Genomic DNA, 12,839 nt, shown 5'->3' on the forward strand with positions numbered 1-12,839 from the left:
CGGGCGGGTTCTCCGGCGAGGGGCAGGGGGTTGACGGTGGAGGGTGTGATGCCTACCGTCGAGCCGAATTCAGCGAATCGAATTATGCCCCGGTGCTGAGGCCGGTCGGCCCGATGGAGGTCAGGCAATGCCGCATTCTTCGGAGGGGAGCCTTTCGAATCCCCGCGAGAATCCGAGGCCACTGAGAATCGGTGTGATCGGATGCGCCGGAATAGCCTGGCGGCGCATGCTGCCCGCGCTCGTGCGGAATCCGGACGTGGACGTCACCGCGATCGCCAGCAGGAGCGGGGACAAGGCCCGCCTCTTCACCGAGCGCTTCGGCGGCGCCCCCGTGACCGGCTACGACGAACTGCTGGCCCGCGACGACGTCGACGCCGTGTACGTCCCGCTGCCCGCGCTGCTGCACGCCGAATGGATCGAGCGGGCGCTGCTCGCGGGAAAGCACGTGCTCTCGGAGAAGCCCCTGGCCGCGACCCGCGAGGAGGCCGCGGCACTCGTGGCACTCGCCGAGTCCCGGGGGCTCGTCCTCCTGGAGAGCTTCATGTTCCTGTGCCACTCCCAGCACGCCCGGATCAGGGCACTCGTGGCCGACGGCGTCATCGGGGAACTGCGCACCCTCACAGCGGAGTTCGGCTTCCCGGCCAAGGGCGGGGACGACATCCGCTACCGGCCGGACGTGGGCGGCGGAGCCCTCACGGACATCGGCGTCTACCCGGTGCGCACCGCGCTCCTGTATCTGGGCGACGAGCTGGAGGTGCTCGGGGCGTCGCTCCACGTGGACCACACTCTGGGCGTCGACCTGGGAGGGTCCGCGCTGGTGGTGAACCCCTCGGGCGTCTCCGGCCATCTGACCTGGGGCATGGAACACGGCTACCGGTCCGCCTACGTGCTGTGGGGGAGCGCCGGGCGGATCTCCGCCTCATGGGCCTACACACCACCACCCACCCATGGCGCCGTCATCCGGATCGAACGGCAGGACCATGTCGAGGAGATCACTTTGCCCGCCGAGGACCAGTTCGAACGCGTCACCGAGGCGTTCGTCGCACGGGTGCGCCACGGTGCGCCGTCCGGTCTGGAGGGAGAGTCCGTCCTCTCACAGGCCGGCCTCGTCGACCGGGTCCGGGAGCGGGCGCTCCTGAACCCCTCGCCCGTACGTGAGCCGGTGGGGTCCTGATGGGAGACAGCGGGATCGACCCGATACTGGAACTGGTCAGGAAGCTCCACCGCGAACAGGAGGCCGAGAAGAGGTTCGTGCCCGGCGAGACGCCGATCCTCCCGTCCGGCGCGGTGTTCGACGAGGACGACCGGGTGGCGCTGGTGGAAGCCGCCCTGCACATGCGGATCGCGGCGGGGCCGGCCGCGCAGCAGTTCGAGCGGGAGTTCGCGGCGCTGCTCGGCAGACGCAAGGCACATCTGACCAACTCCGGTTCCTCGGCCAACCTCCTGGCGCTGACCGCGCTCACCCAGAAGGAGCTCGGCAAGCGGCGGCTGCGGGCCGGCGACGAGGTCATCACCGTCGCCGCCGGATTCCCGACCACCGTCAACCCGATCGTGCAGAACGGCATGATCCCGGTCATGGTCGACGTGTCGCTGGCGACCTACAACACCACCGCCGAGCGGGTCGCCGAGGCCGTCGGCCCCCGCACCAGAGCGATCATGATCGCCCACGCGCTCGGCAACCCGTTCCCCGCCGCCGAGATCCGGCAGATCGCCGACGACCACGGCCTGTTCTTCATCGAGGACAACTGCGACGCGGTCGGCTCCTTCTACGGGGGCAGGCCCACGGGCGGCTTCGGTGACGTGGCCACTTCGAGCTTCTACCCGGCGCACCATCTCACGATGGGGGAGGGCGGCTGTGTGGTGACCGACCGGGTGGCCCTCGCCAAGGTGATCGAGTCCCTGCGGGACTGGGGACGCGACTGCTGGTGCCCGCCCGCCGCCAGCGACACCTGCCACAAGCGCTTCGGCCACCAGCTCGGCAGGCTGCCCGCCGGATACGACCACAAGTACACGTTCTCCCGCGTCGGTTACAACCTCAAGACCACCGACCTCCAGGCGGCGCTCGGCCTGACGCAGCTGGCCAAACTGCCCGAGTTCGGCGCCGCCCGCCGGCGCAACTGGAAGCGGCTCAAGGAGGGACTCGACGGCGTCCGCGGACTCCGGCTGCCCGAGGCGACGCCCGGCAGCGACCCCAGCTGGTTCGGCTTCGTGCTGACGGTCGAGGAGGACGCGCCCTTCGACCGGGGCGAGATCATCTCCTACCTCGAATCCCGGAAGATCGGCACCCGCATGCTCTTCTCCGGGAACCTCGCCAGACAACCCGCCTATCAGGACGTCGAATTCAGGGTCGTCGGCGATCTGCGGAACAGCGACATCATCACCGAGCGCACGTTCTGGATCGGCATCTATCCGGGGCTGACGGCCGAAATGATCGATTACGTCGCCACCTCGATACGGGAGTTCACCGCGGGACGGGGATGACACTCCTGAAACACGTCCGACACCTTTCCTCACGAGGTCAGGGTGGGGACAGGGGGTGATGTAGGGGGGTCGGCCCCCACATTCTCGTACAGGGTCGTCCCGACAAGAGTTCTCTGCGATTCACCGAGCGCGGCCATTCCGAGCTGCCGGGCGTATTGCGAACGACAGCGAATTGCGTAAGTCCGCACATCTGGAGAGGCCGTGAGACTGCTACCCGATTCCCCGCCGAGCACGGTGACCGGGCCGGAGGGCACCGCTCCCGCCCCGGACACCGGGCAGGCGGAGCGTCCCGAGGCGGCCGGGCCCCGGCGCCGCCTCCGGTGGCCGGCGGCGAGGCCCGTGCCCGTGCTCCGGCCGGGCCTCGCGGTCGCGGTGCTCTGGCTGCTCGCGGCGGTCACGGCGGCACTGGCACCCGAACTGTTCACCTCGCGCGACCCGCTCGCGGTGGACACCCCCGACCGGCTGCTCGGCCCCTCCGCCGAGCACCCGCTCGGCACCGACCAGCTCGGCCGGGACCTGTTCGCGCGTCTGGTGCACGGAGCGGGCGTGTCGCTGCTGTCGGCCCTGATCGCCACCGTCATCGGCCTCACTGCGGGCGCGGTGCTCGGACTGCTGGCCGGCTTCCTCAGGGGCGTCACCGACACCGTGATCATGCGGCTCGTCGACATGCTGCTGTCGATCCCCGGACTGCTGCTCTCCCTGGTGCTGATCGTCGCGCTGGGCCCCGGCACCCGTAACGCCGCCATCGCGGTCGGCCTCACCAGCATCGCCGTCTGCGCCCGCATCATGCGGGCCGAGGTGCTCAAGGTCCGCGAGAGCCTGTACGTCGAGGCGGCGGCCGCGGGCGGTGCCCGCTGGCCACGGGTCCTGCTCCGCCACGTGCTGCCCAACACCCTGGGACCGGTCTGGGCGCTCGCCGCCCTGGAGTTCGGCACCGCGATCCTCGCGGTGTCCGCGCTCAGCTTCCTCGGATACGGAGTCCAGCCGCCGACCCCCGAATGGGGCGCGCTGGTCTCCGAAGGCCGCGACTCGCTCCGCGTCGCCTGGTGGCTCACCACCTTCCCCGGCCTGGCCGTGGCCGCCACCGTCGTCGCCACCAACCGGCTGGCACGTGCACTCGACAGCGAGCGGAGGGCGGCCTGATGAGCACCGCCGAAGTGCCGCACCAGAAGACCGCACCACTGCTGGACGTCCGTGACCTGGTGGTCCGCTACCGCTCGCGCCGCAGCCTCGTCGACGCCGTCAGGTCCGTCAGCTTCACCGTCGCGCCGGGCGAGACCCTCGCCGTCGTGGGCGAGTCGGGATCGGGGAAGTCCACCACGGCCCACGCCGTGCTCGGTCTGCTCCCGCCCGCGGCCGAGATCGGCGGCGGCAGCATCCGCTTCGACGGCCAGGAACTGACCCGGCTCGGCGAACGGCGGCTGCGCACCCTGCGCGGCAGCGAGATCGCCCTGATCCCGCAGGACCCGGGCACCGCGCTGAACCCCGTGCACCGGATCGGCCGGCAGGTCGCCGAGGCGCTCGTCACGCACGGTGTCACGGACCGGCGGGGAGCGCCCGCCGCCGTGCTGGACCTCCTCGCCGACGCCGGGATACCCGACCCCCAGTGGCGGGCCGGGCAGTATCCGCACGAGCTCTCCGGCGGTCTGCGCCAGCGCGTCCTGATCGCCATCGCCATCGCCGCACGGCCCAGGCTGATCGTCGCCGACGAGCCCACCAGCGCCCTCGACGTCGTCGTGCAGCGCCGCATCCTCGACCACATCCAGTCGCTGACCAGCGCGGCGGGCACGAGCATGCTGCTCATCACGCACGACCTCGGGGTGGCGGCCGAGCGGAGCGACCGGGTCATCGTCATGTCGCAGGGCGAGATCGTCGAGGACGGAGAGCCCGGGCAGGTCGTCACCGCGCCCCGCCACCCCTACACCAGGGCCCTGGTCGAAGCCGTCCCGGGCCGCGGCCCCCACCGCCCGGCGCCCTCCGCTCCGCCCGCCGCCGGTGCACCGGGCGCGGTGCGGGTGAGCGCCGAAGGCCTGGTGAAGGAGTACCGGCTGCCCCGGTCCGCCGGGGACCGCGCCGTCCTGCGCGCCGTCGACGACGTCAGCCTGACCATCGAACCCGGCGAGACCTACGCCCTCGTCGGCGAGTCCGGCTCCGGCAAGTCGACCGTGGCCCGCATGCTGATGCGGCTCACCTCCCCGACCCAGGGCCGGGTGCACGTGGACGGCGAGGACGTCACGGCCCACCGCGGACGCGAACTGCGCGCGCTGCGCCGGAGGATACAGATCGTCCACCAGAACCCGTACGCCTCCCTGAACCCGAGGCTGAGCATCCGGCAGATCGTCTCCGATCCGCCCGCGTCGTACGGACTGGGCACAGGGCGCGAGCGCCGGCGCAGGGCCGCGGAGCTCATCGACCTCGTGGCACTGCCCGCCTCGGTGCTCGACCGGCGGCCGGCGGAGCTGTCCGGGGGGCAGCGGCAGCGCGTCGCCATCGCCCGGGCGCTCTCCCTCGACCCGGGCCTCGTGGTCTGCGACGAGCCGGTGTCCGCCCTGGACGTGTCCGTGCAGGCCCAGATCCTGGAACTGCTCGCGGACCTCCAGGCCCGCCTCGGACTGAGCTATCTCTTCATCTCCCACGACCTCGCCGTGGTGCGGCAGATCGCCCACCGGGTCGGCGTCATGCGCGCGGGCCGTCTCGTCGAGGACGGCCCCACCGAGCAGCTCTTCGCTTGTCCGGGCCACCCGTACACCGAAGCGCTGCTGGCCGCCATCCCCGGCCGCAGGCAGCTCGGGCACGCCGGACAGCCGTCCGCCGTACGCCCCTGAGCAAGGCCCCCAGAACCTTCCCAGATCAACGAGGAGACAACCCCGTCATGCGCTTCCACGTACGAAGACTGCGCTCCGCACTCGTGGTGACCACGAGCCTCGCCGTGCTGCTCACCGCCTGCGGCGGGGCGGACGAGGAGCAGGGTGACGCCGCGAACGGCACGCCCAGGAAGGGCGGGACGCTCACGCTCGCCCTTTCGCAGGCCCCGCAGAGCGCCAACCCCCGCGCGTTCACCGACACCGGTGCCGTGTACGTCAACCGTCAGCTCTTCGACTCGCTGGTGGGCCAGGACCCGGAGACCGGGAAGATCGTGCCGTGGCTCGCCGAGTCGTGGGACGTCAGCAAGGACGCGACCGCCTTCACGTTCCACCTGCGCGAGGGCGTCACCTTCTCCGACGGCACCCCACTGACCGCCGAGGTCGTCAAGGCCAACTTCGACGACCTGGTCAGCAACAAGGCGAAGGTGAACCCGTCGATCGCCCCCGTACTCGCCGCCTTCAAGGGCGCGGAGGCCGTGGATCCCTCGACCGTGACGGTGACCTTCAACACCCCCAACGCGCCCTTCCTGGTCGCCGCTTCCCAGACCGGGCTGTCCATCGTCGCACCGGCCACCCTCGCGCTCCCCTGGGACAAGCGCGTCGACAAGGTGATCGGCTCGGGGCCCTTCGTGCTGGACGCCTTCGCACCCGCGCAGGTGACCCTGTCCAAGCGCAAGGGGTACGACTGGTCCCCCTCGGGCCTGAAGCACAAGGGCGGCGCCTACCTCGACAAGGTCGTCTTCAAGGTGGTCCCCGAGGCGAGCGTCCGGACCGGCAGCCTGGAGTCCGGGCAGGTCCAGGCGGTCAGCGACGTGCCCCCGGGCGACATCGAGTCCGTACGCGACAACGGGCTCAACCTCGTCACCCGGCCCAACCCCGGCCTGGTCTGGGGGCTCGTGCCCATCTCGGCACGCAAGCCGCTCGACGACGTGCGGGTCCGTCAGGCCATCGCCCTCTCGGTCGACCGCACCGAGGTGCGTGACGCCGTGCTGACCCCCGACTTCCTGCCGGCCACCAGCGTCCTCGCGTCCACCACCCCCGGCTACACCGACCTCGGCTCCGTGGTGAAGCACGACCCCAAGGCAGCGGGCGAACTGCTCGACGCCGCCGGCTGGACGCGCAGCGGTGACGGGGTGCGCACGAAGAACGGCAAGAAGCTCTCCCTCGTCGTCGGATGGTTCCCCGGTTACACCGCCAGCCAGAAGACCCTGGAGCTGATCAAGGCACAGCTGGCCAAGACCGGTGTCGACCTGCAACTGCTCCAGCAGACGGGCCTCCAGATCCTGGACGGGCTCAAGAAGGAGAAGTACGACTTCTTCTGGACCAACGGCACCCAGGCGGACGGCGACGTCCTGCGCACCTCGTTCTCGGGCGCCCCGCCGAACTACTACCGGATCGACGACAGCACGCTGGAGCCGCTGCTCCAGGAGCAGGTCGCGCTGGGTGACCCCGCCGCCCGCAACAAGGTCCTCGCCGACGCTCAGCGGCGCATCGTCGAACAGGTCGTGTACCTCCCGGTGTTCGAACAGACCACGGTGGTGGCCACCGGCAAGCAGGTGCACGGGCTGACGCTCGGCGCGGGCGCCGGCCTGAACCAGCTGACCGCCGTCTGGCTGTCCTGAACCCCTGTCCCGAGAAGGAGACGACACCGCCATGCCGGTGACACTCGACGCACGGACCCGTGCACTGTTCGACGGCCGCAACTTCCCGGTCATCTCCACGGTGAACGCGGACGGAAGCCCGCAGTCCTCGGTGGTGTGGGTCAAGCGGGACGGCGACGCACTGCTGTTCGTGGCCCCCGCGGCCGGCCTCAGGGCCCGCAACCTTCGGCGCGACCCCCGTATCAGCGTCTCGGTCTTCGACGCGTCCAACCCGTACGAGTCCGCCGAGGTACGGGGTGTGGCGCACCTCTCCGACGACGGCGTGCAGGAGCTGTCCGACGACCTGGCCCGCGCCTACCTGGGCGAGACCCACGCGCCGCCGGACGACAAGGCGCGCCTCGTCGTCCGTGTCGTACCCGAGAAGGTCATCGCCTTTCCCCGGACCTGAAGCCAAGGAGGACACCATGACCACCCGAGCGCTGATCATCGACATCCCGTCCAACGGCCACCTCTTCCCGAAGCTCGCCCTCGTCGCCGAACTGGCCCGGCGCGGACACCACATCACCTATGTGACGATCGAGGAGTTCGCCGACAAGGTGCGCGCCGCCGGCGCGGAGGTGCTGGCCTACGAATCGGTGAAGCCTCTGGAGAGCCTCGCCGGCGACAGCTCCATCACCCCGACCGAGGCCTTCTTCCGCGAGAACGTCGCCATCCTGAAGGCCGTCGAGGCGCACTACGGAGACGAGCGGCCCGATTTCATCGCCTACGACGAGGCGGCCTTCCAGGCGGGGCGCGTGCTGCGCGCCGTGTGGGGGCTGCCCGCGGTGCACCTGGCACCGAGCGTCGTCTCCAACGAGCACTACTCGTACTTCGGCAGGATCTTCGCCCTCGCCCCCGACTTCGCCCTGACCGACCCGGTGGAGGAGATCACCGACCTCCTCGCCGAGTACGGCATCGCCGACCGGATCGGCGAGTTCCTCTGGACGAAGCGGGAGCCGGACGAGCTCACCGTCGTCTTCGTGCCGAAGGAGTTCCAGCCCGCGCACGAGACCTTCGACGAGCGCTTCGTGTTCATCGGCCCCAGCCTGGGCGACCGGGGCTTCCTCGACGACTGGCAGCCCCCGGCCGACGGACTGCCGACCGTGCTCGTCTCGCTCGGCACCGTCAACAACCAGCACCTCGGCTTCTTCCGTACGGCGGTCGAGGCGTTCCGGGACCAGCCCCTGCACGCGGTGATCTCCGTGGGCAACGGACTGGACCCCGAGCAGCTCGCCCCGCTGCCGCCCAACGTCGAGGTCCACCGCTGGGTGCGCCATGTGAAGGTGCTCGAACACGCTGCGGCCTTCGTCACCCACGGCGGCACGGGAAGCCTCTCCGAGGCCCTCCACACCGGCACCCCGGTCGTGGTCGTGCCCCAGGGCGTCGACGTGCTGCCCTACGCCGAACGGGTCACACAGCTGGGCATCGGCACCGTCGTCGGGCCCGAGAACCTCAAGGCCACCGACCTGCGCGAGGCCGTGCTCGCCGTCTCGCGCGACGAGGACGTGGCCCGGCGCGTGGAGGAACTGCGCAAGCACACACACGAGTCGGGCGGACCCGCGCGGGCGGCCGACGAGATCGAGAACTACCTCAAGCGGGAAAACCCATGAAATTCCTTCTCCTTCCCCACCTGCCCGACCAGAACAAGCCCGACGCGCTCCAGCTGAAGGAGCTCGTCGACTACGCCCTGCTCGCCGAGGAATGGGGGTTCGACGCCTACGGGATCGGGGAACGCCACGACCGGCCCGCCGTGTCGTCCGCACCGCCCGTCCTCCTCAGCCACATCGCCGCGAAGACCTCCACCATCCGGCTCTTCACCGCGGTGACGACCCTGGGCATGCTGGACCCGCTGAGGGCGTTCGAGGACTACTCCACGCTCGACAACCTCTCCGGCGGACGCCTCGACCTCATCGTCGCCAAGGGCGCCTACCCGCGCTCCAGCAAGCTCTTCGGCGTCACCCGCGAGAACCAGTGGGACCTGCTCCAGGAGAACTACGAGCTCTTCAGGCGCCTGTGGAACGAGGACGACGTCACCTGGAAGGGCCGGCTCGGCCGCTCCCTCGACCACGCCGAACCGCTCCCGCGCCCGTACCAGAAGAACATCCGCATCTGGCACGGCAGCGGCAGCAGCACCGGCTCGGCCGACTTCGCCGCACTCCACGGGGACCCGCTCTTCTCGTCCAACGGCAGCGGCCCGATCGAGCGTTACGCCAAGCTGATCCACCACTACAGGGAACGCTTCGAGGCACACGGGCACGACCCCCGCCGGGCCCTGGTCGGCGCCGGCACCGCCGGATACTTCGGCGCCCGCACCTCGCAGGAGGCCGTCGCGAAGTACCGGCCGGTCTTCGAGGCGCGCCTCGCCGTCAACCGTGCCTTCGACGGCGGGTCCATCACGTACGACACGGTGGAGGAGTGGATCGAGCACAGCTCGGTCCTCGTCGGCAGCCCCCAGCAGATCATCGAGAAGATCCTCGGCCAGCACCAGCAGTTCGGCCACGAGCTCCTCCATGTGCACGTCGACGGCGAGGTGCTCGACCGCGCCGACTACGACGCCACCCTGGAGCTCTTCTTCGACAAGATCGCCCCGGTGCTCCGCCGCGAGCTCCCGAGCCGCCCACTGGACGGGAGCAGCTGAACCGATGGCGCGCTATCTGCTGGCACGGGCCGGACAGGCGGTCTTCGTGATCTGGGCCGCGTACACCATCTCCTTCGCGGTGCTGTTCGCCCTGCCCAGCGATCCGGTGGCGGTCATGGCCGGCCCCAACTCCAGCCTCACCCCGGAACAGCTCGACGCGATGCGCGCCGACCTCGGGTTCGACCGTCCCGTCGCCGAGCAGTACGTCACCCGGCTCGGCGCCATCCTGCGGGGCGACCTCGGCCAGTCCATCCAGAGCCGGGAGGAGGTCTCCCACCTCATCGGGCAGGCCCTGCCCCAGACCGCGCAGATCACCGCCGCCGGTCTGGGGCTCGGCGTCCTGCTCGGCACCGCACTCGCGGTGGGGGCGTCGCTGACCGGGTGGAGGTGGCTGCGGCAGACGCTCATGAGCCTGCCGCCGCTCGGCGTCTCCCTGCCGTCGTACTGGGTGGGACTCCTGCTTCTGCAGCAGTTCTCGTTCCGGTGGCACGTCTTCCCCGCGATCGGCAACGAGGGGATCGGGAGCATCGTCCTGCCCGCCGTCACACTGGCGCTCCCCGCCGGGGCGCTCGTCGCCCAGCTGCTGGGCAAGAGCCTGGAGTCGGAGCTGCGGGCCGGTTATGTCGACACGGCGCGGGCGAAGGGCCTCAGCCGGTCCGCCGTCCATGTGGGGCACGCCCTGCGCAACGCGGTGCTGCCCACGCTGACGATGGTCGGGCTGCTCGTGGGCGGGATGCTCTCCGGATCGGTGGTCGTCGAGACGGTGTTCTCCCGCGACGGGCTCGGCCGGCTCACCACCCAGGCCGTCAGCGGCCAGGACCTCCCGCTGGTCCAGGCGCTGGTGCTGCTCGGGGCCACCGTCTTCGCCGTGGTGAACCTCCTGGTCGACCTGCTGTACCCGGTGGTCGACCCGCGCATCACGAGGGAGGGCCGGCGGTCCCGGGCGCCGGTCGTCGCAGGAGCCACCGGCTGAGGCCCGCGGCCGGCCCCCGTCCTTCCTTCTGTGGCGGGGGCCCGCGGCGGGCCTCAGCGGTATCCTCCGCTCTCAGCGGCTCCCTGCCGTCGCCCGTGCCTTCAGCGGCTCCCACCAGCCACGGTTCGCGCGGTACCAGGCGACGGTCTCGGCCAGCGCCTCGTCGAAGGCCACCTCGGGTGCGTACCCCAGCTCGTCCCGGATCCTCGTCCAGTCCACCGAGTAGCGCCGGTCGTGCCCCTTGCGGTCCTCCACATGCTCCACCTGGTCCCAGCCGGCCCCGCAGGCGGCGAGCAGCCGGCCGGTCAGGTCCTTGTTGGTGAGCTCCGTGCCGCCGCCGATGTTGTAGATCCCGCCCGGTCTGCCCTGGGTGCGCACCAGCTCGATGCCGCGTACGTGGTCGTCGATGTGCAGCCAGTCCCGGACATGGAGCCCGTCCCCGTAGAGCGGCACCCGCTTCCCGTCGAGGAGGTTGGTGATGAAGAGCGGGATGAGCTTCTCGGGATAGTGGTGGTGGCCGTAGTTGTTGGAGCACCTGGTCACCCGGACATCGAGCCCGTGCGTGCGGTGGAAGGCCATCACGAGGAGCTCGGCGGAGGCCTTGGACGCCGCGTAGGGCGAGTTCGGCCGGAGCGGGTCGTCCTCCGGCCACGAGCCCTCGGCCAGCGATCCGTACACCTCGTCGGTCGAGATGTGGACGAAGGTCCTCAGCCCGCCCCGGAGCGCCGCGTCCAGGAGCGTCTGGGTGCCCAGGACGTTCGTGGCGACGAACTCGCCCGCGCTCTCGATGGACCGGTCCACATGGGACTCGGCCGCGAAGTGGACCACCTCGTCGTGCTCCGCGACCAGCGGGTCCACGAGTGCGCCGTCCCTGATGTCCCCCCGGACGAAGCGGAAGCCCGGGTGGGCGCGGACCGGTGCCAGATTGGCGAGGTTTCCCGCGTACGTGAGCGCGTCGAGGACGGTGACCTCGACGCCCGGGGGCCCGTCGGGGCCGAGGAGGGTGCGCACATGGTGGGAGCCGATGAAGCCGGCGCCGCCCGTCACAAGGATTCTGGTCGTCATGACGAGATCTGCACCTTGCTGTAGTCGCCGAGCACCAGCCGGTGGGCGGCGCGGATTCTCGGGGCCGGAGTCACCTCGACCGACCGGCCCACCAGGGACGCCTCGACACGGTGGACGCCCCTGATCGAGGAATCGGCCAGGATGATCGAGAACTCGATCTCGCTGTCCTCGATATGGCAGTTCTCGGACACGGAGGTGAAGGGGCCGAGGTAGGAGTCGACCACGACGGTACCCGCGCCGATCACGGCGGGGCCGACGATCCGGGACCCGCGCACCACGGCGCCGGCCTCGATCCGCACCCGCCCGATGATCTGTGTCGCCTCGTCCGTCAGGCCGTCGTTGCCGGGCACCAGGGTCTCCAGCACGGTGCGGTTGGCCTCCAGCATGTCCGCGACGTTGCCGGTGTCCTTCCAGTAGCCCGTGATCGTCGTGGACCTGACGTGCAGCCGCTCGTCGATCAGCCACTGGATGGCGTCGGTGATCTCCAGCTCGCCGCGCCACGAGGGCTTCACGGCCCGGACGGCACGGTGGATGACCGGAGTGAAGAGGTACACGCCGACGAGCGCCAGGTCGCTCCGGGGCTGCCGGGGCTTCTCCTCCAGCTTCACCACCTTCCCCGACGCGTCGAGCTCGGCCACACCGAAGGCGGAGGGATCGGGGACCCGGGTGAGGAGCACCTGGGCGTCAGGACGGTCCTCGCGGAACTGGTCCACGAGATCGGAGATCCCGCCGATGATGAAGTTGTCGCCCAGATACATCAGGAAATCGTCGTCGCCGAGGAATTCCTGCGCGATGAGAACGGCGTGGGCGAGGCCCAGCGGGGCTTCCTGCCTGATGTACGTGACGTCCAGTCCGAAGCGGGAACCGTCCCCGACCGCCCGCTCGATCTCGTCGGCGGTCTCACCCACGATGATGCCGACCTCGGTGATTCCCGTTTCCGCGATGGCTTCGAGTCCGTAGAAGAGAACGGGCTTGTTGGCGACCGGGACGAGCTGTTTCGCCGATGTATGGGTGATCGGACGCAGTCGGGTGCCGGAACCACCGGCGAGTACCAATGATTTCATGGTCCCATGCTTCACCGGCAGGACTCGGGCGCCTCCCCTGAGCATCCTTTCCGGAACCCCTAAGAATGGCGCCGGGCAAGCAGACGAACGAGTCCCCTCCCGCGACTGGCGCGA

The 12,839-nt window shown here is 70.4% G+C and carries 11 protein-coding genes; 9 read left to right on the forward strand and 2 right to left on the reverse strand.

The genetic code is table 11. From position 1 onward, the window contains the following. Positions 1–127: 127 nt before the first annotated feature. From ACWCQM_RS26815 to ACWCQM_RS26855, 9 genes are all read left to right on the forward strand, one after another. The gene (locus ACWCQM_RS26815) at positions 128–1,174 is read left to right on the forward strand and encodes a Gfo/Idh/MocA family protein (RefSeq protein ID WP_450917674.1); all 1,047 of its coding nucleotides are present in this window, start codon (positions 128–130) and stop codon (positions 1,172–1,174) included. Beyond that, positions 1,174–2,481, forward strand: a complete 1,308-nt coding sequence (gene rfbH / locus ACWCQM_RS26820; protein ID WP_450917675.1) for a lipopolysaccharide biosynthesis protein RfbH — start codon at positions 1,174–1,176, stop codon at positions 2,479–2,481. The genes ACWCQM_RS26815 and rfbH overlap by 1 nt, the downstream gene beginning before the upstream one ends. A 201-nt stretch (positions 2,482–2,682) precedes the next feature. After that, the gene (locus ACWCQM_RS26825; RefSeq protein WP_450917676.1) at positions 2,683–3,624 is read left to right on the forward strand and encodes an ABC transporter permease; all 942 of its coding nucleotides are present in this window, start codon (positions 2,683–2,685) and stop codon (positions 3,622–3,624) included. Continuing rightward, positions 3,624–5,306: a dipeptide ABC transporter ATP-binding protein gene (locus tag ACWCQM_RS26830; protein WP_450917677.1), complete on the forward strand. Its 1,683-nt coding sequence runs from the start codon at positions 3,624–3,626 to the stop codon at positions 5,304–5,306. Before ACWCQM_RS26825 ends, ACWCQM_RS26830 begins: the two co-directional genes overlap by 1 nt. Before the next feature lie 47 nt (positions 5,307–5,353). Further along, positions 5,354–6,967, forward strand: coding sequence for an ABC transporter substrate-binding protein (locus ACWCQM_RS26835; RefSeq protein WP_450917678.1), 1,614 nt, complete (start codon positions 5,354–5,356; stop codon positions 6,965–6,967). Positions 6,968–6,998: 31 nt separating this feature from the next. Continuing rightward, complete coding sequence (locus ACWCQM_RS26840; protein ID WP_073748828.1) at positions 6,999–7,394, forward strand: PPOX class F420-dependent oxidoreductase; 396 nt, start codon at positions 6,999–7,001, stop codon at positions 7,392–7,394. Between the two features lie 16 nt (positions 7,395–7,410). Then, complete coding sequence (locus tag ACWCQM_RS26845) at positions 7,411–8,595, forward strand: macrolide family glycosyltransferase (protein WP_450917679.1); 1,185 nt, start codon at positions 7,411–7,413, stop codon at positions 8,593–8,595. Further along, entirely contained in the window at positions 8,592–9,623 is a 1,032-nt protein-coding gene (locus tag ACWCQM_RS26850; RefSeq protein ID WP_450917680.1) for an LLM class flavin-dependent oxidoreductase, read from the forward strand. The genes ACWCQM_RS26845 and ACWCQM_RS26850 overlap by 4 nt, the downstream gene beginning before the upstream one ends. Positions 9,624–9,627: 4 nt before the next feature. Then, entirely contained in the window at positions 9,628–10,596 is a 969-nt protein-coding gene (locus tag ACWCQM_RS26855; RefSeq protein ID WP_450917681.1) for an ABC transporter permease, read from the forward strand. 72 nt (positions 10,597–10,668) lie between these two features. Here the strand turns inward: ACWCQM_RS26855 and rfbB are convergent, their stop codons facing one another. Both rfbB and ACWCQM_RS26865 read right to left on the reverse strand, forming a co-directional pair. Next, positions 10,669–11,661, reverse strand: coding sequence for a dTDP-glucose 4,6-dehydratase (gene rfbB, locus ACWCQM_RS26860; protein ID WP_450917682.1), 993 nt, complete (start codon positions 11,659–11,661; stop codon positions 10,669–10,671). Continuing rightward, on the reverse strand, positions 11,658–12,725 hold the full coding sequence (locus ACWCQM_RS26865; protein WP_450917683.1) for a glucose-1-phosphate thymidylyltransferase: 1,068 nt from the start codon (positions 12,723–12,725) through the stop codon (positions 11,658–11,660). Before ACWCQM_RS26865 ends, rfbB begins: the two co-directional genes overlap by 4 nt. Positions 12,726–12,839: the final 114 nt, after the last annotated feature.

The sequence above is a fragment of the Streptomyces sp. NPDC002125 genome, assembly GCF_053593715.1.